The organism is Dictyobacter kobayashii (assembly GCF_003967555.1).
Taxonomy (GTDB): domain Bacteria; phylum Chloroflexota; class Ktedonobacteria; order Ktedonobacterales; family Ktedonobacteraceae; genus Dictyobacter; species Dictyobacter kobayashii.
This window is the reverse complement of record NZ_BIFS01000001.1, coordinates 3169188-3193459: the sequence shown is the minus strand read 5'-3', so window position 1 is coordinate 3193459 and position 24272 is coordinate 3169188. Positions and strand designations below refer to the sequence as shown.

The following is a 24272-nucleotide window of genomic DNA, read 5'->3' as shown; positions in this document are numbered from 1 at the left end:
CCACTAAATCTCCAGTAATCCCACTGTGTGGGCTTTAGTTAAAGCTTGCAGACGGGAGTTGACATTTAACTTGCTATAGATATTATTGAGATGGGTCTTGATCGTACTTTCGGCTACCACCAGGGCACACGCGATCTGTTGATTGGAATTTCCTTCTGCAATCAATTTCAATACTTCTAACTCGCGATCACTCAATTGTTCCAACGAGGATTGCGCACGCTGGGCCCGCTTTTGCCAGGAACACCAATCTCGCGGCTCGACATCGCAACCAAACTCTAACAGTAAGGTATGTACATAGCCCAGCACCTGTGATTGTAGTTCTCCCGTATAGCGCTTTTGTTGGCGATGATAAAGATCCGAGAGCAGGCTCATCAGTATCTGTCCCTCCTCCAAAAACAGGCGGTGATATCCTCCAGGTTCAGCAATGACCAGCATATGCTCAAGGGTCTGCCTGGTACGTCGCGCATCTCCCAGCATAAAGTAAGCCTGGACTAAGAGTAGCTGGATCTGAAGCTCATCCGCAATCCTTCCCTGAGCTTTGATGGTTAGCAATAATCCCAGTAATAGCCGGGTGACTTCAGTTGGGCGCTTCCGAGCTAAGAGCCAACGCGCATACGCTTGTTGCCAGCATTCCTGCTCCAATAAGGGAAGATCCTGTAGGTTAACGGGATAGCTGCTCTGCAGCAATTCCTGAACGGCCGCATTCTTACCTTGAGCCAGCCAGTACTTTGTACGCAGCAAGCTGATGCGCGCCAGTTGTTCTGATTGATTGCCTCTTGAGGTTAACGAGCTCTCAGCCTGATCCAGTAAGACCAAAGCTTGCTCTGGCTTACCACTGGCCCAGGCCAGGCGTGTAGCCAGCATGATACTATCAATCACCGCCGAGCTACCCTCTAGCTGGTTACGGCTCTCGTGTGCCTTTCTGAGCTGCTCCTGCGCCCGCTCTAGCTCATTCCACTCCAGATAAAGCAGTCCTGCCTGCAAATGTGCTTGCCTGGCAAACAGGGCCACGCACCCTCCACTATTATTGCTACACTGCTGATAAAGCCTTAGAGCCTCGTGTAGCTGGCCCTGCATAACATACAGGCGTCCCTGGTATAACTGGGCACTGCTGATGGCGATGGCGCAATTCATCTGGCTGCCACAGCGCTGCCCGAGCGTCAGTTCAATCTGAGCTTGCTGGATATCGCCACAACACAAATGTCCGGCCCCACGGAGGATATGTGAGAAGCTGGCTAGCAAGGGTTTATTCTGATTAGCCTCCAGTGCCTGCTGCGTATACATGAGAGCCTGCTCCCCATTGCCGGTACACAGGGCATGATAGGCTTTTAAATCATAAATGCTACTCAACATCTCATGATTATGCCCGCACTGCCAGCTAGTCTGCGCGCTGGCAAGCGCCTGCTCATACATTTTCCATTGCGCTGTATATAAATATATAAATGCATACAGGTAAGAGATAATAGGATGCGTCTGAAGCTCAATACGCCCCTGTAACAACAGCAACCAGTCGAAAATATATGGTAGCTGTCCTCTCACCCACAGTGGCCAGGCGTGCGCTTCTAGTAGATCAGCGGCCCGCTCATAAGAACTGGCCGCCAGCGCATGCTCAACGGCCTCATGCAACATATTTTCGTGTTCATACCAGCAACTGGCTCGTAGGTGTAATTCATTGATGCGTTCCGGATATTTCTGCGCCAGGTGCTGGCGCAAAAGCTCGGCAAAAAGTTGATGATAGCGCTTCCACGTTCCCTCTTCTTCACTGGAAGCAATAAACAGGTTGGCCCGCTCCAACCACTCAAACATCAGCTCCGCGTTTTCCTGACCAGTTACCGCGTCACAGAGATCCGCCCTCATGCGCGTGAGGATAGAAGTTGAAAAGAGAAAATCCTGTACGTCCTCAGGTAAGGTCATCAATATCTCTTCCCTCAAATAATGAGCAATGTGGCGATTGGTGCCCGTAAACGATGAGATCCAGGCCATCTTCTCTTCGTGCTCAGGTCTTCCCTGTAGTGAAATGACTGCCAGTTGTAGGCCGGCGATCCAACCTTCGGTAGCGCGAAATAGATTAACAATCTGCTCTGGCTCTAGCTGCAGTTGCATATCATAACTGAGCAATTGCACAGACTCTTCTACATTGAAACGCAGGTCGTTTGAACGTATCTCAAGCAGTTGTCCACGCACGCGCAAACGCGCTAATGGCAGTGGCGGATCAACCCGTGTGCTGATAAACAGGTGAATATGGGGTGGTAAGTGCTCCAGCAAAAAGGTAAGCGTTTGATGAATAGCCGGCAAGTGAAGACACTGATAGTCATCCAGCACCCATATCAGCGGTTCCGGATAGGCCATTAAGGCATTAATAAAGACGGTCAGCATCTGTTCAATTGAGACAGCTGGATAAGCATCCAGGCACGCTTGCGCGCTAGCTACCAGTTCTTTATCGACACTGGCACAGGCCGCCAGGCAATAATGCCAGAAACGTTGCAGATCATTGTCGTTCTTATCTAAAGAAAGCCAGGCTACTTTGTTGGTGCCACGCTGGCGCAACCAGCTACTGAGGAGGATAGTCTTACCAAAACCCGCAGGCGCGGCAAGTAAGGTTAGAGGATAGCCAGTGCCACGCTCTAGTTTGCTATAGAGACGTACACGTGGAATAACCAGGGGCACATAGCTGTGTGGCAGAGTAAACTTTGTCGCAAGCAGCAATTGCTTCGTAGGGTTAATCTCCATCTCCATCCTCCTTCTTCCAACACGCATCCCTGCTAGCAATACCAGATATAGTGAGGCGAATAATTACTATTATACATTAAACTCACGGTCTTTATCCAGCCATGTCTATATATACACGTATCCCTATATGCAATAATCCAATCAGGTTCATATCTATACGTTACTCTTTTTTATATCATTATAATAACAATACAGGATGGAAATGCTTTAGGATGTGGATTTTTGAGGAGGCATCATACCCATATTTCATGAAAAACTTATGCAGAAATGCCAGCTCAAAAATGAAATCTTGATACACTCTTGGGTCATACAAGTATTACATTGAGTATGCCACCCCACTGGATTGGATAATGAGGCAACTACTCTCTGCTACCATACAGACGTACATGTGTTGATCCTACCTTTTTCTCCACCATACGGTGGAACACACACTATCACGTCCTCACTATACTAATGCTGTAACAACATTGTACGCTAGCTGAGCATAGCGCGAGAGTCTATTTGCACATGTGACCGTAAGAGAAAGGGGCAGACAGAATTATCAAGAACTTCTCAGCCGAGGAGATCTTTCATCAAGGATAGCATGTCTTCCTGTCATGCTGCTTGGCCTAGACGTGGCTAGATTTAATAGACCATACCTAGCGAAGAATAAACAATGGGTTATACAGCGCAAAATCTAGTCATGATGTATTCTACAACACGATGCTAGTTAGATGGAGGGTATACAATTATGGAACAAACTGATGAATGTTGACCGTGCGAGAAGTTGCACGCCGCTTACGCGTGGATGATACGACGGTACGTCGTTGGATCAAGCATGGCACATTAGAGGCTGTCTCGCTTCCTCACGTTGGTAAGCGTCAGGCTTACCGAGTACGCCGTAGCACCATTGATACGCTACTCAATCAGCCAGCCTTACCCGTATAAACAGGTGATGACTTCGCGCTAATTTCGCGCTAACAAAGAAGGGCATCCGATGCAGGATCGCCCTTTCTTATTGACGGCAAAGAATTATAGCGTTGCTCAATCAGGCCAGGGGAACAGTATGAAGTGGAGTTGCGGTCAGTTCCAGGAAGTATTGTTCCAGACTGGTTTCACGCCGTCGAATTTCGGTGGCATAGATACCTCGTGCACCCAGGAAAGCATTTACCGCCTCTGCCTGCTCCATCGTAGCCTCAACCTCTAATACTTGCCCTCCAGGCGGAGTCCAGCTCGTATTCATTGGCGCATCCACAATCCGAGCACGCCGCATCCAGTTCAGTGCCTCTTCAGGCTGCGTATGCAAGACTAATTCTGCTCGCTGCAAGGTGGCAGGATTAGAAAAACCAAGTAAAATACACTGCTGCTCAGAAAGTAGATCTTGTACGCTACCCTGCACCAGCAATTTGCCACGTTTGATAATCGCCACCCTTGAACAAACCTGTTGGATCTCATGCAATTGATGGCTGGATAATAAGATGGTGATACCCTGCTGGGATAACCGACCAATCAACTCACGTATCTCAACTACACCGGCCGGATCGAGTCCATTGGTTGGCTCATCCAAAATAATCAGTTGTGGATAGTGTACCAGGGTAGCGGCCAGGGCCAGGCGTTGTTTCATACCCAGCGAATATTTGCTGTAACTTTCGTTGGCACGCGTGGCCAGGTCAACCAGTTCGAGCACTTCTTCAATACGTTCATGGGTGACCTGGTTATCGGGCATACAGCCAAAGATGGCGATACCACGTAAATTCTCACGGCCAGTTAAAAAAGGATAAAAGACAGGTTGCTCCACGATGGCTCCAACATGGTGCAGGGCTTGATAGCGCTGCTTCTCATCACCCATGTCATATCCCAGGGTGGTAACCTGTCCGGACGTGGGATGGATCAAGCCCAGGAGCATGCGAATCGTGGTAGTTTTACCAGAACCATTAGGACCCAGCAGGCCGTAGACATCGCCATGGTATATCTCGATACTGAGATGATCAACCGCGGTAAAACTATCAAAGCGCTTGGTCAGCTCTTCAGTCTTTAGGATGATCTCGGCGTGCTGTGATGGACGTCTATCGTGGGTGAGCATTTTTGGTGGATCACCCATCATCACTTTTCTCCTTCCTCGCAGATGAAATTTAACGGGACTGTAAGGAGGCGCGCAATTTGGTACAGGCGCGATAGTAGTATGTTTTGGCCGTCGTCATAGGCATCTCTAAAACCTGTCCAATCTCTGAAAAACTACATTGATAGAGATAGCGCAATAAAACTACCGAACGAAATTTGGTGGGCAGCGCTTGAATCGCTTGCTGGAGCGCATGCTGCAGATCATGATATTCCGCAATCTCTTCAGGCAATGGATGTGTATCCGGAATAGCTGCCAGCGGTGGCATCTCTTCCTCTTCAGATTGCCATTCTAAGGCCGAGAACAAAGTCACACGTCTCCTACGTCGCTTGCGCAATTCGTCACGACAACAGTTTTGCGCCACACGAAATAACCAGGGCTTGAGCTGCTCTCCAGTGGGAAGTGTAGGCAAGGCAATATACAACTTGAGAAATACCTGCTGCAACACATCACAGGCCTGATCATACTCACCCAGGTGATGGTAAATAAAGCGGTAGAGCATAGTGTGATAACGTTCCACCAGTGCCTCAAAGGCTACTTGATTGCCGGCTAACACTTCACGTACCAGGACACCATCAGAAAACTCTAACCACTTAGAAGGAACATATTCTCGCTTTTGCATGGGGAGGTCCTTTCTATCACACGCGTCCCTTTCCAAACCCTGGAGATCCTCATTACCAGAGGATCGTATGAGCATATCACTGTAAGACACTACAGCTTTGTCTCTTTTTTCCCTTCCGGCGCGTTACCATATATTCGTGTGCTTGCTCAGAAGTGTAGCGGATTGTTGAGGAAATTGTCATCCTCCAAAAGGACGATTCATCAACTATTGATCTCATCCACCAACCGGGAAAAAAGGTCTAGCAGTAGACGTCAACAGTAAATGGAAAGCGGCCGCCCCCACCCATCTTCTTACTGCCCACTGGCCCAAATGGCAAAAGCTAGACCCTGGCAATCATAGCTTCGGGCGGCTAAAGGAGAAGTTAAGGTGTATGCGGATATAAATATACCGATTTTTTGTGTATTATTTCTATCCAATGTGTGAAAAGGCCGAAAATTCTTCTATGATAGTACAAATTGAAGATATTGGCTAGATTCATCTATATCCATGCTATGCCTTACATATCAATCTATAATTGGCGTTACAATTTCCAATCAAACAAACAACTCACAGTCACATCAACACACATAAATATCACAATTAAGTGTAGCATAGCATCCACCGTTTTTTAAGCTATTCACCTAACATAATACCTAAGTAAAAAAAGTCACATGAATTTCATAACTCATTCAAAATCTCTTTTTGTAGGTCTTTACAAGTCTTCATCAATATTATACAATATTTATACAATGTACTTGTATGAAGATTCTCATACTTTTCTTTTGTAAATATCCAGGGTAAAGTCGCAAAAATTGGTAGGAGGAGCCCTATGAGCAATTTGTTGACCGTGTCCGAGGTGGCCCGCATTCTTCGCGTCGACGACGCCACTGTCCGTAGGTGGGTGAAACAGGGAGTTCTAGAAGCAGTAGTTTTACCGCATGTTCATTCCAGGCAAGTCTATCGTATTAAACGTGAAACCTTAGAGCGGGTTCTTGGTGACAATAGCATTCAATAATGCATCTTTACCGATGTAGCAGATTTTAAAGATATCGCAATGATGCGCCAGCTGCTATGGCGCTATAAAAAACAGTAATCATGCTCTACTACGCGTCTATTCATCGTCTGATTTAGCTCCCGTAAGCTTCACTTCGGACGATGTGTGTATCTTCGCTTCAGGGGGATGAGCGAAGAACAAAGACACCTCCTGGAACACCACTTCTACCTGCCCCGCAGCAGCTCCATCCATCGAGACAACCTTACCCTGGCAACTACCATCCAGAGCTTTTTAATGTTCTCATGAGCAAGCAATAAGATATCCATTCTTTCATGTGTGGAGTGTGGTTAGCGGGCGGTCGCAGCCGCCCACCACACCCTCCCAACCCGGCGCCGCTTTAATTTGCGTCTGGAGAGCACGAGTAAGCAATAAGATGTCCATTCTTTCATGTGTGGAGTGTGGTTAGCGGGCGGCCGCAGCCGCCCACTAACCACACTCCACACTTCCAACCCGGCGCCGCAGGCGCCAAAGAGGAACGTGAAAAAGCCCTGGCTACAATCAAGCAAAGCTTGATTTAGCCAACACCTAAAGGTATAATAACTGAAGTGTTATCCCTTGCATCTGTTTCGGGAGATTTTTGCCTTGAGCAATAACTATACATCTGGGTCTGAAGGTGGAGCATCGAACAATGGCAGTTCGTCTATTAGCCGTCGCGAAGCGCGTGCCAATAGCATTACCGGTGCATTACCTCCTCTGGGCTCATTAGGCATTGAACAAAATACGCAACCAGGCGCGTTTAACTTTGAACAAATGGTGCAATCCCTGAAAGATCTTTTTGAACAAGATCGTCAGATTGCCAGCCAATCAGATGCGACGCGCTGTGGAATCTGCTATCTTCACTTTCACGTTAATGAACTCCATTATCGTGAAGAGGGATTCTATGTGTGTGACAACTGTGAGCACCATTTAGGCTCTCATCATCTTTCGATGTTACGCAAACAACAAAAATTGTAGCCTTTATTAATACAAAAAGGAGCCGCGCTTCTTCCATCAAAATAGGAAGAAGCGCGGCTCCTTTTTGTATTATGCTGTACACTTACTCTACTAAAGCGGGCTCGCCTTCTTCAAGGTCACCCTCGTGCACTTCGCGTAAATCTTCAGGACTATCCAGGCGATCGATAAAGAGGATACCATCCAGGTGATCGATCTCATGCTGGAGGATGCGTGCGAACCAGCCCTCGGCATTGACGCGAATAGCTTTTCCGCGTACATCCTGCCCCTTCACAACGACCCTGGTCGCGCGGCGAATATTCTCACCAATGTATCCCGGGATACTCAGACAGCCCTCAGGCCCTTTTTCCTCACCCTCGGCTTTGACAATCTCAGGATTGAAGATTGCGACTTTCCGATCTTCGTATTCGGCTACAAAGACACGGATGGATTGTGCAATTTGTGGTGCTGCCAATCCTACACCATTAGCTTCACGCATGGTCTCAAACATGTCCTCCACCAGCTTGGGCAGCGATGGATCAAAACGATGGACCTTCTTAGCTTTCTGACGTAGAATAGGATTTTCAGTGGTTATAATTTTCCGAATGGCCATAATCTTCTCAATACCCCTACACAACACACTAGCATGCGATCAAAACTTAAGTGTTATAATTGGCTTTAATCGTACCATACCAAAGGGGTAATACGCAACTATGTTGGAGACCATAGCCTCTACCATTGAGGAGTTTCATTTATTGCCAGACCAGGGAATCGTGGTGGTGGCAGTGTCGGGAGGAGCCGATTCGCTGTGCTTGCTACATGTGCTCCATCGACTCTGTGGTCCGGGCAGACGCTATCCACAGGTAGCGCTACAGGTGGCCCATTTAAATCATCAGCTCCGTGGAGAGGCAAGTACGCAGGACGCGGAAGCGGTGGCTCGGCTCGCCCACTCCTGGCAGCTTCCAGTAACCGTGGGTAGCGTTGATGTCGCCAGCCTGGCAGTCCGGGAACATCGTTCACTGGAAGAGGCGGCCCGCATGGCCCGCTATCGCTTTTTGCGCGAGGTGGCGCAGGGACAACCCATCTCGGTCGCCCACCATCTAGATGACCAGGTGGAGACTCTCTTGCTCCATTGGTTGCGGGGAGGGGGTATCGCCAGTATGGTGGGACTACAACCACGCCAGCAAGATATTATTCGCCCACTGCTGGCCGTCAGTCACGCCGACACACTGGCATACTGCGCCCAACATCAACTGCTACCAATCGAAGATGCCAGCAATAGCGATGTCCGTTTTCTACGCAATCGTATCCGCCACGAACTCCTACCTCTGCTCGAAGACATGAATCCTGGTTTCCGTGAGACCCTGCTGCGCAATGCGGAGGTATTGCATGTGGATTTTGACTGGATTAACACCCAGGTGGACCAGCAGTGGCCAGAGGTTGTCTTACAGGAACAGGCAGATAATGTGCAGCTATCCATCCCCCGGCTCAAGTCACTCTCCCCCAGTCTGCAACACCATCTACTACGCCGGGCTAGCGCCAGGCTCTGTGATGGCCAATCCCCTTTGGAGGCCCGCCACTACCATTTGCTGGACCAATTATTACAGCGTCCAGCTACGCGCGAGATTGTGACACTACATTTACCACAACATCTCCATACCATACGCCGAGGTGATATACTAGTCTTCAAATATATTTCAGAGCAAGCAAGCGAAGACAAAAAAGCAGCGCCTCTTACCGAGGCGACTCTCGCTTTGCCTGGCAGCGTAGCAGTTCCGGGTAGCCCCTGGACTGCTCTGGCTGAATGGGTACCAGAGAATGTGACCCAACAGGTACAAACAGCCTTACACCAAAAAGACTGGGCGACCGTTTGGAATCTGCTACCAACGACACCGTATGCTGTCTATGTAGATGCAGAGACATTATTGGGCGATGGTTCTTCGCCCAATCTCTATGTACGTACACGCCGAGAGGGCGATCGCCTACAACCGCTGGGCATGAACCAGGAAAAAAAAGTTAAAGCTGTCATGATTGATAGGCACATTCCACGCGAGGAGCGAGCCTCTCTACCGCTTTTCTTTTCGGGTTCACGCTGTATCTGGTTGGGGGGCATCCAGCTCGATCATCGTGTCCGGCTGACCGAGGCCACGCGCAAGATTATTCGCTTGTCAATTACCAAGCGCACCTAAAAAAGAGGAAAACATGCACCAGGATATAGAAGAGATTCTTATTTCAGAAGAAGAGTTGCAGACAAAAATCACCGCCCTGGGTGAGCAAATCACCCACGATTACGCGGGCAAGAATCTGCTCCTGCTGGGAACCTTAAAGGGGGCCGTCCCCTTTATAGCTGACCTGGCACGCGCCATTAACCTGCCACTGGAACTTGATTATATGGCGGTCGCTAGCTATGGCAATAGCACCCAATCCAGTGGCATCGTGCGTATCGTCAAAGATCTAGAGGGCCCAATTGATCAGAAACATGTACTGGTCATTGAAGATATCATCGATAGCGGCCTTACTCTGCACTATTTAATTGATCTACTTAGACGCCGCAATCCACTTAGCCTGAAGATCTGTTCCCTGCTCAATAAAGAGCGCACACGCCTCAAAGATGTGCCGATAGATTATCATGGCTTTACTATTCCCGACAAATTTGTGGTTGGCTATGGTCTCGACTATGCCCAGCTCTACCGCAACCTCCCCTATATCGGCATTCTGAAACCATCCGTCTACTCAGAAACCGCCCAGCCCGAAAAACAACACAAAAGTATGGCTGAAGAAGCATAAATCAACATTTATAGCCAGAAGAGGATCGGTAGCGCGCTACCGATCCTCTTCTGGCTATAAATGTGTTGTTTATCTTCTATCCTTTGACACTACCAACGGTGAGGCCGGATTTGAAGAAGCGTTGGGCGAAGAGGAAGACAGCTACCAGTGGCACGGATATAATAATCGACGTGGCCGCAAAATAGCCCCATGGGGTACGGAAGTCTCCCTGTAAACGTACAAGACCCAGGATAAAAGTGAGGTTTGAGCCGGTATCGTTAGCATTCAGAATGTAGTTGGCAATCGCGAACTCGCTCCAACTGCCGACAAAAATCAGCAGTCCAGAGGCTGCCAGTGCAGGCGCTGCCAGCGGCAAAACCACACGCCAGAAGGCTTGCCAGTGGCTGGCACCATCAATGATGGCCGCCTGGTCTAATTCAATCGGCAAGGTATCAAAGTAGCCTTTGATATTCCAGCAGCTAAATACCAGTGAGCTTGCAACATAGATCAGGGTCAGGCCAAGCAAAGGGGCGCTATCCAATAGATTGAGATATTGCAACAGATAGTAGTAGGCGCTGATAGCCAGCAAGCCCGGGAAAGCCTGTAAGACCAGCAAGAGGTTCAGCGACAGCCTGCGGCCTTTGAAACGGAAACGCGAGAGCGCATAAGCGCCTGTCATGGAAAAGAAGAGGCCAAGCACTGTGGATAAACCGCAGACGAACAGCGTATTGCCTAACCAGGCCAGCAAGGGCTCTTGCGTAAAGGCGTAGACATAGTTATCCCAGCTAGGATTGACTGGTAGCAGGTGCAGATCTGTCGTGTACAGGTTCTGGCTGCCAGCAAATGAAGCCTGGAAGACAAAATAGATCGGGAACAGGGCAAAGATCGTCATGACGATCAGAAATAGATAGATCAAACTGAGTTGCAAAGTGGTTACCATTTTGCGTCGACGAATCTTGGCTTCCACCCGCGCGCGATATTTCTTATGCTCAGCAGTTTCAGCTGGCAAGGCCACATCATTAGTGGTGGCAACGGGTTTCTCAATTGATGGCTGTACGATATTTTTGCTCATGCTACCGCCTCCTTTCCAGCGCTGCCCAGGGTACGAGTCAGGAAGGTTACCGAGCCCAGCACGAGGAAGACCAAAATAGCAAAGGCAGCAATCTGTGCATAGTGGATGTTACCAGCATTCTGACCCAGAATTTTATTATAGATATACACCATCACAAAAGAGGTGGCGCCTGGTTTATCGGCACTGGTAATTGGACCACCCTGTGTAATCAGATAAACCACCCCAAACATCTGGAAGGTTGTAATGGAGCTCAGGATAGTAGCCGGCGTAATCGCTGGAATCAACAATGGCAATGTCACCGAACGGAAGCGCTGCCAGGCATTGGCGCCATCAACGTTCGCCGCTTCTCCCAGTTCCGCTGGCACGCTCTGTAACGCACCCAGAATGACAACTGTGAAGAAGGGATAAGACAACCAGACATTTACTAGCACTACAGCGACAAATGCCCAGATAGGATCAGTTAACCAGGGAATGCCAAATTGTGGACCAAAGAAGACACGTCCAATCTGGTTAAGGGGGCCAAAGTCATAGTTGAAGAGGAATTTCCAGATCAACGAAGTGATAGCGTAGGGTGTAGCCCAGGGTACCAATAATACGACACGCCAGAAGGGCAGACCCTTGATTTTCTTATTATTGAGTGCCAGCGCAGTCGCAAGGCCAACCAGCAAGAAAAAAGCGATACAGACTGCTACATAAAGCAAAGTGAGCCCTAACACATACACTAAATCGCTATTAGCAACGCTAAACCAGTAGGTATAGCTGTTCAAACCAGCAAAGTTGTATTCATTGTTGAATAGGGTATTGTTGGTGAACGAAAGGTAGATGGTATAAAAAATTGGAGTGAGGTTGATAACTACGAGAGTTAGCAGCATCGGTAGCAGGTAGAGAAAAATCTGAAAACGTTTGACTCTTAACATCGCTACTCGCCCCTTCTGAGAACGTCAGGTACACTCAGCATAAGAGTAGAGCCTTTCTGTATCTAGCATACATTTGGGATTCACTATTAAGCAGGGAGCAAGGGGTCCTTGTGGACCCCTGCTGGATGCGGACACACCCGCATTCAAATCCCTCTTAATCCTGACAGACTAGGAATTGATACCTTTGACACCTGCTTCAGCAGCTTTCTGAGCGGCGCCGAAAGCGGCATCTACAGACTGGCTACCTGACCACACAGCGGTCAGAGCATCCTGTACAGGCTTCCACAAGGCGGACATGTAAGGTGTGTTTGGCAGTGGAACACCTACTTTGGCCTGACTTGAGTAGGCAGCAATAGCAACGTTTCCTGTTACAGTTGGGTCAGCAGCTGCAGCAGCGTTGGCAGGGATCTCACCAGTAGCTTTGATCATGCTCAGCTGGTTGTCTTTGCTGGTGTAGAACTTCATGATATCAGCGACTGTGGCAGGATCTTTAGCAATCTTAGTCATCCAGAGCGATTTCACACCCACAAATGGGGTAGCTGGAGAGTTGTTAGCAGTCACGATTGGCAGTTGCGCGAAACCGAGGTTCATCTTGGCTTTGGTAGCATAGTCTGAATAAGACCAGGGACCGTTGATGATCGCGGCCGCTTTGCCCTCGGTGAAGAGCGAGGAAGCGATATCGTAGCTGATCTGCTTTGGCATATACGGGCGGAAGGAGCTAATGAACTGAGCAGCTGCCAGCGACTTGGCAGAATTGACACCAACAGTGCCGTCCTCGGTAACGTAGTTACCACCGAAACCATAGAACCAGGGAGCATTGAAATAGGCATCTTCTGTATTCCACACGATACCATATTTGCCCGGATTTTTCTGCTGGTAGGTTTTGGCAAAGTTCAGCATGTCATCCGTGGTCTTGGGCATATCTGATTCTTTCACCAGATCTTTGTTGTACATGATGGTGATTGCTTCAGTGGTCTCAGGCACACCGTAGATCTTGCCATTGTAATTTACAGCTTTGGCAGCGGCCGGTGTGAAGGTGGAGTTGATGTAGTCAGAGCTCAGATACTGATCCATTGGTACAACCATGCGGCTGGCTGCCAACTGACCCAGCGAGTCGTCTGTCCAGGCAATGATGTCGGGACCTTTACCACCTTTTAACGCTGTGATAGATTTGTCAACCAGCTGATCCTGCTGCACCAGTTTGATAGTGATATTCGGATGCTGCTTGTGATATGCATCAAAAATGGCTTTCTTGGCATTTAAATAATCACCCTGCCAGTCATGCCAGATCGTGATGGTTTCGGGTTGATTTGATGGGCCTGAACTTTTCGATGTGTCGCTGCTACCACCACACGCCGACATAATCAAGGCGAACAGGATGGCCAGCGAAAAGAAACTCGCGATCACGCGTTTTGATAACATGATCTAAATCCTCCAAATATAAATACATAAACTCTTGCGTGCCTACGCCTGCGAGGCGTAACACATCATGTCCTGATAACCGTATGCCTGCACAAGGCACAAGGAATTAGCACGAGCTGCACATTCAGCTTGCAAAAGAAAAATTGGGGTTAGCCAGTACCAACTTATGGGCAGCCCAACTAACGATATGGTGTCGATATAATGAAAAAGCAAGGATTGAGAGGAGGATAGATGCGTACTTTTGCCTGTTTGGATGCAAATGCGCAGCAGAATAGGATTATTTGATTTATGCGTGGTCACATCTTTGGATGTGCGTCAATACACAAACCAACGTCTCGGCCTTCATCGCAACACTGCTATAACAGAGCTAAAGAACACGAAATATCTTACTCCGATTGACCAGTATCTACCTGGTGCAACTCCTTTTCAATGCTCTGACTTACCGACCTTAGATACTCTAAAAGCATCTTTTGCTTAGATATATCAAGCACACTCATTAACTCACGAATACGCAAGGAATGTTGTGTGTCGATTTTTTCGCGTAAACGGCTTCCCTCCGCTGTTAGCGTGATCAAGGTCACACGACGATCTTGCACACTGGGAACTCGCTTGACAAGCTTGAGATGCTGTAAGCGATCCACAATTCCTGTGACATTACTCTTGTCGGTTATCAGCAACCGACTTAAATCGACCATCGAGCGGCCATTCACTTCATCTAAATGCTGTAGTGCCCAATATTGCCTGGTGCTCAAGCCATAATCCGCGAAAAAGCGATTATCGCTATCATCCAGTAAGATAAAAGTCTTGGACAACAACTGATAGATTTCAAGTTCAGTGCCAGCATCTTTGCTAACTGGACCCATGAATATCACCCTTACCCATATCCCGGGGGAGATCTGGTAATTTCTATGAAAAGTATACTGTTAAACAGTTGGGTTGTCAACTATTGATTAGTAAATTTTCTGACGAAAAACTAATTTTGTGATATGCATATCTCAGCACTCAACGGTAGCAAGCTCAGTTCGATACAACCATCCTTTACTGGCAGCTCGCAATTCTCTACATCTGAAAGTGCTTTATACAGATGAGTGGACGCTTGCCCACCTGCATAGCCAATTTTTTGTAACAATTCATGTATTTGAATACGAACATGTGCTGGTTTTTCGCTATTATTCAAGACTACCAGCGCGTATGTCTCATCAGTATACCGTATATACGCACCAATTTGCTCTTTGTCTTCATTATTCTCGACATTCTCGACGAAAACTTGCTGTCGTTTTCCGCTGCGCAGCACACGGTGCTGATGGCGCAAGGAGATCAAGCGGCGATAATAGGCCAGCATATCCTGATCCTGTTGCTCGCCCCACAGCATGGGAGCACGGCAATAGGCATTCTCTTTGTGTGCATCATCAGTCTGGGACAGACCAACTTCAGTACCGTAATAGACAATTGGGGTCCCTTCCAGGGTCATCTGGAAAGCTGTTGCCAGTTTCAAGCGTTCACGCTGTCCATCGGCCAACCAGAGGAAACGATGCATGTCATGGTTATCGACAACAACGGCCGAAATCATACTGGCTGGAATCTCCTGACTATGGGTATCCAGAAAGTTCAGCAGTTCTTGCAGGGTATTGGTACGCATGCCAAATGTGCGCCGCAACATGGCGGACAAAGGAAAATCCATAAAGCCATCCATGCGCCCTGCGTAATCGACGATTTCTGGCATCGGTGATGATATCTCACCAATCGTCAGGACCTCGGAACTTACGGCCTTGACCGTCTGCTGAAACGAGGTCCAGAATGCATGCGAGGGACCAGGCACATAATCCAATCTCAAACCATCCGCCCCGTAATGCTCCAACCAGTAGCGAGCGGCACCGTAGAGATACTCACGCACCTGGGGCTCGTCCGTACTCAACTCAGGCATCGTATGAACCTGGGCATAACTACGATAGGTATGGGGAGCGTCGATTTCGGTGAAGTCATACCATTGGGCATAGAGGCTATCAGGATTTTTATGTGCATCGACAAACGCGAAGTGCTCGTCGGAAGTATGATTGGCCACAAAGTCCAGCAGAACATGCATGTCACGCCGATGGGCTTCTTGAATCAACTGCTGTAGGATTTCGTCTGTGCCATAACGCTGGGCTACATGATGATAATCAGAGGGATTATAGCCGTGATGGCTAGGGCTCTCAAATAGAGGGGAAAGCCAGAGGCAATTGATACCTAAAGATTGAATATAGTCCAATTTTTCGATGATGCCCCGTAGCGTGCCCCCAAAGAAATCTGTGATACCGCGGGTCTCTTCGCTGTGCAAAGGAGCCTCATCATGGGCCGCATTAAAGCGATCAACAAATATCTGGTAGACCACGGCATCATGCCACCAGGCAGGTGCTTCCCAGTAATCAACATGATAGGCAAAACAGCGCCCCTTTTTCTGAGATACGGTCACAGGATCTACGCGATCGGCATACCAGTGTAGCGAGGGACTCCATCCGTCCGCGCGGTAGCGGACCAGCGTACCATCTTCCTGAGCCGGTATACGAGCTTGCCAGACTCGTGTAGTGTGCCCGGTCTCAGCGTTATAGCTCTGCTGTTCCAATAACTCGGCACAAAGGACGCTTCCCCGGGTTGCCACACCCCCTTCGCCCTCTGGCTCGGTCCCATCTGTAGTGTAATATACTGCCACCCGTTCAATAGCTTTAGCAGCGTTGGCAAATAATGAAATCGTAACAGCTTGCCCTGGCTGAGGATCAAGAGGCTGTATCTGACTTCCATGAGCCAGTCCATCCTCAATGGAGGCCTTAAGGCGCCGCTTCTGCGCAGAGGCATAGGGAGAAAAAAAGAAGTCTACAAGTTGAGTCATTCCAACACTTACCCCTTCTTCGGGTAGAACTAGGTATCCATGATCTTTTCTTTTTATAAGCTATAAGATACCAGTGTTATATCGTCAAAAAAACGACAGTTGACAAGTCAACTATACTAAGTCTAACGTTTTTGGTCGTTTTGTCAAGCATTATGAGATGATTTTATAGACAATGTGAAAATGTTCCATAAAAACACGACCATAACCCACGCTTATAACACACATACCCACTCGAAAATTGAGCAACGTCAATACTGTTACAAAGTAAAAGAACCATACGCTAAAAAGCCAACAGCAACATTTGCTGCCTGGGACTTACGCCTACCCGCCATTGGCCATGGAAAAGGACGGTCCCGTATTTCTCAACTATGCTACAATGGCCTTGTTCAAAATGTCAGTGGACACAAGCTGTTCAATTGGACATGGGCAATTTGTAAATATAGGAGAAATTGTGATGGTATCTGTTGGTGTCATTGGAAGTGGTGCCTGGGGTACGACGCTGGCACTGTTGCTGGCGCGTAAAGGCATCATGACTACAATTTGGGATCATCGTCCGGAGCGTGCCGTTGAGATGCAGCGCATAAGAGAAAATAGCATATTTCTCCCAGGTATACATTTTCCAGAGACCATACGTGTTACCTCAGATATAGTGGATGCGGTAGATCAGAAAGATCTTTTACTATTGGTGACGCCTTCACAAAAGTTACGGGAAAACTTGCGTGTCCTAACCCCTTATCTCTCGCCCAAAACAATTCTGGTAAATGCGAGTAAGGGGATCGAGATTAGTAGTTTAGAGCGCATGACCGAAGTGATCGCCGAAGAGTTACCGGCTTCACGCCAGCGTATCGCAGCGCTCAGTGGACCCAATCTATCGCGTGAGGTTGCTGAGGGGAAACCAACGGCGGCCGTCGTGGCAGCCAACGTACCTGAGGTTGCCAGGGAAGCTCAAAATATTATTAACTGCAACACCTTTCGTGTTTACACATCCAATGATGTCATCGGTGTTGAATTAGGTGGGGCACTCAAAAATATTATTGCCATTGGGGCGGGCTTCAATGATGGGTTAGGATATGGAGAAAATGCTAAAGCCGCCATCATTACCCGTGGACTGGCCGAGATTTCCCGACTGGGGGTCGCCGCCGGGGCCAATCCGTTGACATTCGCAGGATTGGCGGGCATGGGCGACCTGGTAGCAACCTGCGCCAGTCCTTTGAGTCGTAACCAACAACTTGGTCGTCGCCTGGCCAGTGGTGAGAAGTTGACCGATATCCTTCAATCAACCCATAGTGTGGCTGAAGGGGTCTCAACTACACAGGCAGCCCTACGGCTGGCGGAGCGCTACCACGTTGAGATGCCCATTGCCAGAGTGCTGGGCCAGATACTCTTTGAGGGCCTCGATCCACGTAAGGCCGTGCCAGAGCTAATGATGCGCGATCCAAAAGGAGAGTTGGAAGGATCTTTTTGAGCGAAAGGATAGAAGAGAGAGTGTCACAAGCACAAATACAAACATTTGCTAGCTGTACCCAGGCTACATTCCCTGCTGTACTAAAGCGCTACCAGCACACGCTCAAGCTACTTGGCTGTGAAGATCAGCAGGTGCTTTCCTGGATCACTGATATCGCGTGGCCTACCACTGACGATGATGCCTTTGGCGATATCTATGCGGCACCTGTATTGTTGGCCCCGCAGGACACGCCAACGATTGAATGTTCAGGCATAGAGATTTCACTGTATACACAGCCGGCCATTCCTAGCCTGGAAGAGTTACCTTCATGGATAGGTTTCAACCTCTTGATCGAGAGTGAACAATTGCAAGAGGACATTCCTGCCCCTTACTCGCGCGAGGCGGGAGAAAGTATCTGGCGCATTTTACAGGTATTGGCCCAGAACTTCACGGAGGTAGGCGCATATTTTACCAATGAGTGGCAGGAAAACCAGGTCTGGCGCACAATCGCAGAAAAAGCGGGCGATCCCTGGGTTTTTGATCTAGGTATTTTTCCACGCAAACTGGCCGCGCACTTTGAAATGGTACCTGCCGGTTTTAAAGGAACAGTGACAGATGCGGGCTTTGGCTTCGCCCAACTTAACCGCTGGCAACAGTTGCCCTGGGACAAAGTGGAAGCCTGACGGCCCATTTAGCCCTTGTATGATATACTTGAGTATAAAATTCGTTGTTCATTCATGACCAGGATAGCACGAGAGAAAAGAGCGTTCTCGAATACACTCTAGCAAGCAGTTCTATTTATCGATTACTTTTTTATTAAAGTGAATCTTTGAGCGCGGCCGGTGCGTCTAAAAGCTGACAACAGCCCATATTTGGTCCATAATGCGGTTTCTTTCATGCAAGCACGGTCAACGTTCCAGTGGTAAAATTGGATAGGGAGGATTGCAGGTAATGGGGCAACCGTCAATCCTTCATCGCCACCACTCATGTACAGCCAATGTAATGAGTACTTTTAAAGGAGACAGACACATGGCACACCACATCCTGGTTGTTGATGATGATGAGGGGATAGTCGAGGTAGTACAAATAGTGCTAGAGGGCGAAGGATATATTGTGCGCACAGCGACAAACAGAGAGGATTTGAAGAATCTGGCAGATAATCTACCCGACCTTATTTTACTAGATGTGCTTTTATCCGGCGATGATGGCCGCGATATCTGTAGACAGCTTAAGAGCGATGAGGCGACCAGCCATATTCCCGTTATTATGCTTTCAGCACATTCGGATGCCAGCAAAGTGGCCGACGCTGGGGGTGCCGATGATTTTCTGGAAAAACCCTTTGATGTTGATGTGCTGATCGCTATAGTGGCGAAGTACCTCTCTCCTTCCCAAAGCATGCATATATAGCACAACAAACAAGCATGAAAAAGGCGAGTGGAAATTTTTCCGCCCGCCTTTTTCATGCTAAAAGGGATTTAATTAGTGGGTGACTTCCTGGCCTGAATTCCAGCGCAGGTTGGGTTTGCGCGCGGCCAGGGCCTGGTCCAGGCGACCAATGACAGTGGTGTGGGGAGCCGTCTTCACCAGTTCAGGATTGGTGCGAGCCTCCTCGGCAATCTGATGCATCACACTGGCAAAGTAGTCTAGTGACTCCCGTGTCTCGGTCTCGGTTGGCTCGATCATCATGGCCTCTGGGACAATCAGTGGGAAGTAGACTGTCGGGGCATACATACCGTAATCCAACAGGCGTTTGGCGATGTCGGTCGCGGTCACACCATGCTCTTCCTTCTGCTTACGCGCCGTGGCCACAAATTCGTGCTGACAGAGCAGCGGATAGGCGATCTCATAATCTGAGGAGAGCTGATGACGCAGATAGTTAGCGTTGAGGATAGCGCTCTCAGATACATGACGCAGACCGTCTGGACCATTGAAACGGATATAGGCGTAAGCACGCACCAGGACACCAAAATTGCCCAGGTTGGCACGCACCTTGCCGATCGACTGTGGACCAGCATCTTCCCAGTAATATCCCTCAGCATTCTTGGCGGGCAGGGGTCCGGGCAAGAATGGTACCAGGTGAGATTTTACACCAATCGGGCCTGCACCGGGTCCGCCACCACCATGAGGAGTGCTGCAGGTCTTATGCAGGTTGAAGTGGACAACGTCAAAGCCCATATCGCCGGGACGCGTAATACCAAGTACTGCGTTGGCGTTGGCGCCATCATAATAAAGCTGGCCACCAACCTGATGAATCATACGACCAATCTGCGCGATATTAGCATCAAACAGACCCAGGGTATTAGGATTGGTCAACATGATGGCAGCGACCTGATCACCATGCGTGTCCAGTAAGGTTTTCAAATGATCCATGTCAATGCCACCGGTGGCATCATCGCTCTTCACTTCGACCGCTTTATAGTCTGCCAGAGTTGCGCTAGCAGGATTGGTGCCATGGGCGTTGTCAGGAATCAAGACCAGGTTGCGATGTCCCTGTCCCTTGCTCTGATGATATGCCTTGATCAACATCAATCCGGTGAGCTCACCATGGGCACCAGCCGAGGGCTGGAGGGTGACGCGCGCCATGCTCGAAATCTCGGCCAGGTAGCGCTCCAATTCAAACATCAATTGGATGGCACCTTGCGCCGTCTTGACCGGCTGCAAAGGATGGATATGCGCAAAGCCGGGTAGCGCGGCCATGTCCTCGTTCAGCTTTGGATTATATTTCATGGTACAGGAGCCAAGCGGATAGAAGCCAGTATCTACGCCAAAGTTGCGCTGTGAGAGATGGGTATAATGACGTACCACCTCTATCTCACTGACCTCAGGAAGGGCTGCAGGTTCCTCACGCAAGAGCGAGGCGGGGATCAGACTATCCAATGACTCGGTCGGCACATCCATCGTTGGCATGGTCGCAGCGCGCCGTCCAGGTGCCCCTTTTTCAAAAATCAATGACTCTACGCTCATGCCTGCACCTCTTTCAACACACTGACCAGGGTATCGATATCTTCTTTTGTACGCGTCTCTGTTACACAGAAGAGCATATAAGTGTCCATGCCTGAATAGCTTTCCGCCAGCGGATAACCACCGATGATGCCAGCCTGCTCAAACAATTGCTCCATCCTCTTAGTTGAGACCGGACATTTGATGACAAATTCATCAAAGAAGGGACCACTGAAAGCGGCTTCAAAGCCTGGGATGGCGGTAATCTGTCGGTAGGCATAGTGAGCCTTCTGCAGGCACAACTGGCCCAGTTCCTGGAAACCCTGTTTGCCGATGGCGGCCAGGAAGATGGTCGCGCCCACCGCTAACAAGGATTGATTGGTGCAGATGTTAGAGGTAGCACGTTCACGTCTGATGTGCTGCTCACGCGTTTGCAGTGTCAGCACATAACCGGTCTGCTTCTTTCCTTCTTCTTCAATGGTCTGACCAACCAGGCGACCCGGAAGGAGACGCATGAATTTTTGCTTGGTGGCCATAAAACCAAGGGCAGGCGCCCCATAGCTCATATTATTGCCCAGGCTCATCATCTCGCCGACCGCGACATCCGCATTATAGGCTCCTGGAGGGGCAAGTACACCCAAAGAGGCAGGCTCGGTAATCACCGACACAAATAAGGTTTTTCCTTGATGTGCGATCGGCTCAATTGCACGTACATCCTCAACACAGCCAAAGAAGTTGGGCTGCTGGACAATTACGGCTGCGGTATTCTTATCCACTGCGGCCCGCAAACCCTCAAGGGAGGTAACGCCATTTTCTACGGCAACCTCTTTAATGCTAAAGCCACGAGCAAAGGCGTATGTCTGTAATACACGGCGATACTGAGGATCTACGCCAGCCGAGATCACAACTTCTCCACGGCCACCAGGGCCCAGTGCCATTAAGACCGCCTCGACCAGTGCTGTTGAACCATCATACAGAGAGGCATTAGCAATATCCAGACCAGTGATCTGGCAGACCATGGTCTGAAATTCATAGATGGCCTGCAACATACCCTGACTCACTTCTGGCTGATAGGGAGTATACGAGGTCACAAATTCTGAACGCGTCTGCAAATGAGGTACAACACTAGGAATCGCCCGATCATAGGTACCGGCACCGAGGAAGGAGATAGTCGTATCCAGGCTTTTATTCCTGGCCGCCATCCGACTCATTAAGCGCTTTAAATCTGGCTCAGGCAGCGCAGGTGGCAAGTCGAGGGTATCGTTCAAACGGACCTCTGCGGGCACTGGCGTCAATAAATCTTCTAGCGAGGAAAAGCCCAGGCTCTCCAACATTGCCTGCTGCTCTTCTTGCGTATTTGGCACATAGCTCATTCAGTGAACTCTCCCTTGGGTCTAGAAGCTCCCCGAATACCGGCTTCTTCTCAAATTGTCGTGCAAGGGGAGCCACTACGATATAACCAAAGTAGCATATAAATAGGCTGTATCACATTCTTTTACTACGATGGAATTTTTTTGAGTACCTCTTGCGGCAAACCTGTTGACTAACATCAGAGGAAGACTACACAAGCGAGTGGAAAGATTATCCACGCGTGGCATCGCGATACATCGATAGCGCAAAGAACGAGGCACACAAGTATGCTATATATGTTCTTTAATGGTTGCTACTATTATAGCGCATACACAAGCTAGATAGCCAAAAGAGGAGGAAAAAATAGGAATGTTCGAGCGCGGCTGCGCTCGAACATTCCTATTTTGATCAATGAATTGCTTAGCGACCCTGCAAATATTTAAGGTATTGATCCACATCCAATAAAGCATCAAGCTGGGAAGGATCAGAAAGCTTTATCCTCACCATCCAACCCTTTTCATAGGGGTAATCATTGATATATTCTGGATGCTCTTTCAGCTCTTCATTCGCGCTAACGACATCACCGCTTAAAGGCGAGACCAGCTCGGAGGTAGCTTTGACCGACTCAATGTCGCCAAATTTGCCCTCCAGTGCAAGATCCTGGCCGCTATCCCAGGGTAACTCGATATATACAATATCGCCAAGTTGATCCTGGGCGTAATCAGTAATACCGATTATTGCTTCGTCGCCCTCCACACGCACCCATTCATCAGTCTTACTATATTTTAAATTGCCAGGATGATTCAGGCTAGCCATCGTTCTTTTCTCCCTTCGTCAGGACAGTTAATGCTGAGTGTTTTCATCACTCCGATGTATACCTTTATTTTCGCTTATAAAAGGGTAACGCCACAATCTGAGCAGGAATACGTTTGCCGCGGATCTCCACAGAAATAGAGGTTCCAGGAGCTGCGTAGGCCGCTTCGACATATCCCATCCCAATGTTTTTTTGGACGGTAGGTCCCGGGCGCCACTGGTAAGGCTACCAATCTGCTGCTCACCGGCATAGAGAGCATAGCCACCGCGTGGGACGCCGCGCTCCAGCAATTGGACACCAACCAGCAAACGTGCTGGACCCTGCTCTTTAACCTGCTGCAAGGCTTCACTGCCAATGAAGGCGGCGCCTTTATTTAGCTTGACCGTCCAACCCAGACGAGCCTCTAATGGATTAGTCTGCTCGTCCAATTCGTGACCATACAGGCACAGTCCGGCTTCCAGCCGCAGGGTATCGCGCGCACCCAGGCCCGCGGGCAGTAATCCGTGTGGTTTCCCTGCCTCCAGGATGCTATCCCAGAGCCCGGCAACGTCGGCAGAAGCACAATAGAGCTCAAAACCATCTTCACCCGTATAGCCGGTACGCGAGATCAGACAATGAATGCCTGCGACCTCACCGGGGCAAAGCGATAGTAGCGTATATCTTTTACATCCACCTTGGTCAATGGTTGCAAAATCGCTATCGCCAACGGACCCTGCAAAGCGATCAAAGCAGTGGTGTCAGATTGATTTGAAAGCGAAACGTGCTGGAAATTCCGCTCCTGCTCCTGCACCCAGGCAAAATCCTTGTCAATGTTAGCGGCATTGACAACCAGCATATAGTGGTTTTCCGCCAGGTGATAGATGAGCAAGTCGTCAATGACATTGCCATTGGCTAGACACAATTGTGTATAGAGGGCTTGCTGGACTGCCAGGCGCGAGACATCGTTTGGAACAAGATATTGCAAGAATGCTAGCGCATCCTGTCCTTCGACTTTAAACTCACCCATGTGGCAAACATCAAAGAGTCCCGCCCTGGTTCGAACTGCCTGATGCTCATCCAGAATTCCACTATACTGTACCGGCATCTCCCAACCACCGAACTCCACCAGGCGCGCACCCAGGGCACGATGTTGCTCATAAAGAGGGGTTCGTTTGAGTTGTGAGACGGCGCTGTCATTCGTTGTCATTCCCAAATACTCCAAGACATAGCTGCTCCAGCTGGCGCTCCTAAGCAGCGCTTGATGCGGAAGCAGAAAATAAACTTGTACG

General features: G+C 49.1%; 20 protein-coding genes and 1 pseudogene. 8 read left to right on the top strand and 13 right to left on the bottom strand.

Going from position 1 to position 24272, the window contains the following annotated elements; genetic code table 11:
- Positions 1-3: 3 nt before the first annotated feature.
- Positions 4-2730, bottom strand: a complete 2727-nt coding sequence (locus EL645_RS14015; protein WP_161977365.1) for a winged helix-turn-helix domain-containing protein — start codon at positions 2728-2730, stop codon at positions 4-6.
- Positions 2731-3477: 747 nt separating this feature from the next.
- Between EL645_RS14015 and EL645_RS14010 the strand changes: the two genes are divergently transcribed.
- Positions 3478-3657 (top strand): helix-turn-helix domain-containing protein, encoded by a 180-nt coding sequence (locus tag EL645_RS14010; RefSeq protein ID WP_126551007.1) that lies wholly within the window; start codon positions 3478-3480, stop codon positions 3655-3657.
- A 100-nt stretch (positions 3658-3757) separates the two neighbouring features.
- Here the strand turns inward: EL645_RS14010 and EL645_RS14005 are convergent, their stop codons facing one another.
- Together EL645_RS14005 and EL645_RS14000 are read right to left on the bottom strand one after the other, a co-directional pair.
- Positions 3758-4813, bottom strand: a complete 1056-nt coding sequence (locus EL645_RS14005) for an ABC transporter ATP-binding protein (protein ID WP_218031836.1) — start codon at positions 4811-4813, stop codon at positions 3758-3760.
- Positions 4814-4841: 28 nt separating this feature from the next.
- Positions 4842-5450: an RNA polymerase sigma factor gene (locus EL645_RS14000; RefSeq protein ID WP_126551005.1), complete on the bottom strand. Its 609-nt coding sequence runs from the start codon at positions 5448-5450 to the stop codon at positions 4842-4844.
- A gap of 808 nt (positions 5451-6258) precedes the next feature.
- Between EL645_RS14000 and EL645_RS13995 the strand changes: the two genes are divergently transcribed.
- Both EL645_RS13995 and EL645_RS13990 read left to right on the top strand, forming a co-directional pair.
- A complete protein-coding gene (locus EL645_RS13995) occupies positions 6259-6444 on the top strand; it encodes a helix-turn-helix domain-containing protein (protein WP_126551004.1) in 186 nt (61 codons plus the stop codon).
- A 621-nt stretch (positions 6445-7065) separates the two neighbouring features.
- The gene (locus EL645_RS13990; protein WP_126551002.1) at positions 7066-7437 is read left to right on the top strand and encodes a hypothetical protein; all 372 of its coding nucleotides are present in this window, start codon (positions 7066-7068) and stop codon (positions 7435-7437) included.
- An 82-nt stretch (positions 7438-7519) separates the two neighbouring features.
- On the opposite strand, the gene def is transcribed toward EL645_RS13990, so the two are convergent.
- On the bottom strand, positions 7520-8026 hold the full coding sequence (gene def / locus EL645_RS13985; RefSeq protein ID WP_126551000.1) for a peptide deformylase: 507 nt from the start codon (positions 8024-8026) through the stop codon (positions 7520-7522).
- Positions 8027-8126: 100 nt separating this feature from the next.
- On the opposite strand from def, the gene tilS reads away from it, so the two are divergent.
- Both tilS and hpt read left to right on the top strand, forming a co-directional pair.
- On the top strand, positions 8127-9602 hold the full coding sequence (tilS, locus tag EL645_RS13980; RefSeq protein WP_126550999.1) for a tRNA lysidine(34) synthetase TilS: 1476 nt from the start codon (positions 8127-8129) through the stop codon (positions 9600-9602).
- 13 nt (positions 9603-9615) lie between these two features.
- Positions 9616-10200, top strand: coding sequence for a hypoxanthine phosphoribosyltransferase (gene hpt, locus EL645_RS13975; protein WP_126550997.1), 585 nt, complete (start codon positions 9616-9618; stop codon positions 10198-10200).
- 76 nt (positions 10201-10276) lie between these two features.
- Here hpt and EL645_RS13970 read toward each other — a convergent pair whose 3' ends face one another.
- The 5 genes from EL645_RS13970 to EL645_RS13950 all read right to left on the bottom strand — a co-directional run bounded on the left by EL645_RS13970 (position 10277) and on the right by EL645_RS13950 (position 16456).
- Complete coding sequence (locus tag EL645_RS13970) at positions 10277-11251, bottom strand: sugar ABC transporter permease (RefSeq protein ID WP_126550995.1); 975 nt, start codon at positions 11249-11251, stop codon at positions 10277-10279.
- Positions 11248-12168, bottom strand: coding sequence for a carbohydrate ABC transporter permease (locus tag EL645_RS13965; RefSeq protein ID WP_126550993.1), 921 nt, complete (start codon positions 12166-12168; stop codon positions 11248-11250). Before EL645_RS13965 ends, EL645_RS13970 begins: the two co-directional genes overlap by 4 nt.
- 168 nt (positions 12169-12336) lie before the next feature.
- A complete protein-coding gene (locus tag EL645_RS13960; RefSeq protein ID WP_126550991.1) occupies positions 12337-13590 on the bottom strand; it encodes a sugar ABC transporter substrate-binding protein in 1254 nt (417 codons plus the stop codon).
- Between the two features lie 386 nt (positions 13591-13976).
- Positions 13977-14453, bottom strand: a complete 477-nt coding sequence (locus tag EL645_RS13955) for a MarR family winged helix-turn-helix transcriptional regulator (RefSeq protein WP_126550989.1) — start codon at positions 14451-14453, stop codon at positions 13977-13979.
- A gap of 110 nt (positions 14454-14563) precedes the next feature.
- Positions 14564-16456: a glycoside hydrolase family 13 protein gene (locus EL645_RS13950; RefSeq protein WP_126550987.1), complete on the bottom strand. Its 1893-nt coding sequence runs from the start codon at positions 16454-16456 to the stop codon at positions 14564-14566.
- Positions 16457-16907: 451 nt separating this feature from the next.
- On the opposite strand from EL645_RS13950, the gene EL645_RS13945 reads away from it, so the two are divergent.
- The 3 genes from EL645_RS13945 to EL645_RS13935 all read left to right on the top strand — a co-directional run bounded on the left by EL645_RS13945 (position 16908) and on the right by EL645_RS13935 (position 19307).
- Positions 16908-17921: an NAD(P)H-dependent glycerol-3-phosphate dehydrogenase gene (locus EL645_RS13945; protein ID WP_161977364.1), complete on the top strand. Its 1014-nt coding sequence runs from the start codon at positions 16908-16910 to the stop codon at positions 17919-17921.
- Positions 17922-17941: 20 nt separating this feature from the next.
- Positions 17942-18583, top strand: a complete 642-nt coding sequence (locus tag EL645_RS13940) for a hypothetical protein (protein ID WP_126550983.1) — start codon at positions 17942-17944, stop codon at positions 18581-18583.
- A 346-nt stretch (positions 18584-18929) separates the two neighbouring features.
- Positions 18930-19307 (top strand): response regulator, encoded by a 378-nt coding sequence (locus EL645_RS13935; RefSeq protein WP_126550982.1) that lies wholly within the window; start codon positions 18930-18932, stop codon positions 19305-19307.
- A 72-nt stretch (positions 19308-19379) separates the two neighbouring features.
- Here EL645_RS13935 and gcvPB read toward each other — a convergent pair whose 3' ends face one another.
- The 4 genes and pseudogenes from gcvPB to gcvT all read right to left on the bottom strand — a co-directional run bounded on the left by gcvPB (position 19380) and on the right by gcvT (position 24190).
- Positions 19380-20864 carry an aminomethyl-transferring glycine dehydrogenase subunit GcvPB gene (gene gcvPB, locus EL645_RS13930; RefSeq protein WP_126550980.1) on the bottom strand — a complete coding sequence of 495 codons (1485 nt, stop codon included), beginning with the start codon at positions 20862-20864 and terminating at the stop codon, positions 19380-19382.
- Positions 20861-22213, bottom strand: a complete 1353-nt coding sequence (gene gcvPA / locus EL645_RS13925; RefSeq protein ID WP_126550978.1) for an aminomethyl-transferring glycine dehydrogenase subunit GcvPA — start codon at positions 22211-22213, stop codon at positions 20861-20863. The genes gcvPB and gcvPA overlap by 4 nt, the downstream gene beginning before the upstream one ends.
- A 397-nt stretch (positions 22214-22610) precedes the next feature.
- On the bottom strand, positions 22611-23006 hold the full coding sequence (gene gcvH, locus EL645_RS13920; protein WP_126550976.1) for a glycine cleavage system protein GcvH: 396 nt from the start codon (positions 23004-23006) through the stop codon (positions 22611-22613).
- Between the two features lie 64 nt (positions 23007-23070).
- Positions 23071-24190, bottom strand: a pseudogene (gene gcvT / locus EL645_RS45410) (glycine cleavage system aminomethyltransferase GcvT).
- Positions 24191-24272 lie beyond the last annotated feature (82 nt).

What these genes read in the sequence shown, in the direction of transcription:
- gcvPB (WP_126550980.1), bottom strand. Translation starts at nt 20,864, where the DNA reads ATGAGCGTAGAGTCATTGATTTTTGAAAAAGGGGCACCTGGACGGCGC.
- EL645_RS13950 (WP_126550987.1), bottom strand. Translation starts at nt 16,456, where the DNA reads ATGACTCAACTTGTAGACTTCTTTTTTTCTCCCTATGCCTCTGCGCAG.
- EL645_RS13960 (WP_126550991.1), bottom strand. Translation starts at nt 13,590, where the DNA reads ATGTTATCAAAACGCGTGATCGCGAGTTTCTTTTCGCTGGCCATCCTG.
- EL645_RS14015 (WP_161977365.1), bottom strand. Translation starts at nt 2,730, where the DNA reads ATGGAGATTAACCCTACGAAGCAATTGCTGCTTGCGACAAAGTTTACT.
- def (WP_126551000.1), bottom strand. Translation starts at nt 8,026, where the DNA reads ATGGCCATTCGGAAAATTATAACCACTGAAAATCCTATTCTACGTCAG.
- EL645_RS14005 (WP_218031836.1), bottom strand. Translation starts at nt 4,813, where the DNA reads ATGATGGGTGATCCACCAAAAATGCTCACCCACGATAGACGTCCATCA.
- EL645_RS13995 (WP_126551004.1), top strand. Translation starts at nt 6,259, where the DNA reads ATGAGCAATTTGTTGACCGTGTCCGAGGTGGCCCGCATTCTTCGCGTC.
- EL645_RS13965 (WP_126550993.1), bottom strand. Translation starts at nt 12,168, where the DNA reads ATGTTAAGAGTCAAACGTTTTCAGATTTTTCTCTACCTGCTACCGATG.
- EL645_RS14000 (WP_126551005.1), bottom strand. Translation starts at nt 5,450, where the DNA reads ATGCAAAAGCGAGAATATGTTCCTTCTAAGTGGTTAGAGTTTTCTGAT.
- hpt (WP_126550997.1), top strand. Translation starts at nt 9,616, where the DNA reads ATGCACCAGGATATAGAAGAGATTCTTATTTCAGAAGAAGAGTTGCAG.
- EL645_RS13935 (WP_126550982.1), top strand. Translation starts at nt 18,930, where the DNA reads ATGGCACACCACATCCTGGTTGTTGATGATGATGAGGGGATAGTCGAG.
- gcvPA (WP_126550978.1), bottom strand. Translation starts at nt 22,213, where the DNA reads ATGAGCTATGTGCCAAATACGCAAGAAGAGCAGCAGGCAATGTTGGAG.
- EL645_RS13955 (WP_126550989.1), bottom strand. Translation starts at nt 14,453, where the DNA reads ATGGGTCCAGTTAGCAAAGATGCTGGCACTGAACTTGAAATCTATCAG.
- gcvH (WP_126550976.1), bottom strand. Translation starts at nt 23,006, where the DNA reads ATGGCTAGCCTGAATCATCCTGGCAATTTAAAATATAGTAAGACTGAT.
- EL645_RS14010 (WP_126551007.1), top strand. Translation starts at nt 3,478, where the DNA reads ATGTTGACCGTGCGAGAAGTTGCACGCCGCTTACGCGTGGATGATACG.
- EL645_RS13970 (WP_126550995.1), bottom strand. Translation starts at nt 11,251, where the DNA reads ATGAGCAAAAATATCGTACAGCCATCAATTGAGAAACCCGTTGCCACC.
- tilS (WP_126550999.1), top strand. Translation starts at nt 8,127, where the DNA reads ATGTTGGAGACCATAGCCTCTACCATTGAGGAGTTTCATTTATTGCCA.